Annotated in this window: 1 protein-coding gene and 1 pseudogene; both read right to left on the bottom strand. The window is 42.5% G+C overall.

Annotated features, from left to right (window positions below; translation table 11 throughout):
• A pseudogene (locus AC1DUW_RS29205) lies at nucleotides 1–430 on the bottom strand (putative beta-lysine N-acetyltransferase); the annotation flags it as partial.
• Between the two features lie 80 nt (nucleotides 431–510).
• A partial coding sequence (locus AC1DUW_RS29200; RefSeq protein ID WP_477644236.1) for a peptidase occupies nucleotides 511–1,320 on the bottom strand: 810 nt, incomplete at its 5' end.

Raw genomic sequence — 1,320 nt, 5'->3', positions numbered from 1 at the left:
GCTGAATAGCATCGGATTCATCTGCTTTACGACATTGGTAGGCTGCAGGCGGAGCATCTAAAGCGGCTTTTAACGGGAGAGTCTGTACACCGGCAAGGATTTGATCCTCCTTTTCCCAGTTTTCACTGTTTCTACGTTCATTCTTGTTATATTTAACAAGGAAGAAGCAATCGCTTCCTAAAAAGTACTTATCTATACTTCCTTCATATAAAAAGCCTTGAACTAGTAATTCTTGAACGTTCTCCTTTCGTGTCTTAAAAATGATTTTCTCTGCTGATATGTTCTCAGCCACCTTCAAAGATTCTTCTACGCAATCTTGAAAGTGACCGAGATAATCGTCCACCCGGACCCGCTTATTAAACCGGTCGATTGTAATATGTAATGTGCAACGCGGTTTTTGAATTCTTTTTTCAATAATTCCTGTCTCCATCTAACTTGCTCCTTTCCTATCAATCTAATTATTGTAACAAAAGGCCTGACCCTATGAGAATCAGACCCGAGAGAAACTTATTATTGCTCTTCCACTCCACACCATTCGATTATAGTTAAAGCGATGATTTTTGCAACGTCCATCATTTTATCCACTTCTATATATTCATTAGAATCATGGGCCAACTTCGTTTCCCCCGGACCGAAGACAACTACAGGAGTCGATCCCACTGATGAAAGATACCCTCCATCCGTCGCCCAGGGGGAGGCTTCAACAAGCGGCTGTTCACCCATCACTTTTTCATAGTATGCACCTAGTGTTTTCATCAATGGATGCTCAAGTTCGAGACTGCCAGGCAACCATCTAGCCCCAAACCATTCTAATTCAATGGGCTTCTCTTTGAACCATGMATCAGTCTCGTTTAAAGCCTCAATACACTGCATCAGCGAGCGTTGTGCCGCTTCCATTGTTTCCGTGGGGGCAATCCCAAACCGGCCTTCTAGTACGGCTGTATCCGGCACAGAAGAAGGCCAATTCCCACTTTGAATACTCCCAATATTAATCGGAATTGGAATTTTTACATTTTTATAGAGAGAATGACGAAGTGACTCGTTTCGTTCTTGTTCAAGCTTCTTAATTTCTAGCATTATACTAATTGCTTTATCTATTGCACTTACCCCTTCATATCTTGTACCTCCATGTGCCGACTTACCTTTGACTATAAGCCGAAACCACATCGATCCTTGTTGAAGTGGAAATAGTTTCATATTAGTTGGCTCAGGAATGATTGCCCCATCAGCCCGGTATCCTCGCAAGACTGCCGCAAGTGTACCTGCACCTCCGCTTTCTTCTTCAATCACACTTTGGAAAATAACATCCCCTTTCAATTG

Source organism: Peribacillus sp. P4_C12, from assembly GCF_056402095.1.
Note: the sequence above shows the minus strand (reverse complement) of the source record. Positions and strands in the feature narration are given on the sequence as shown.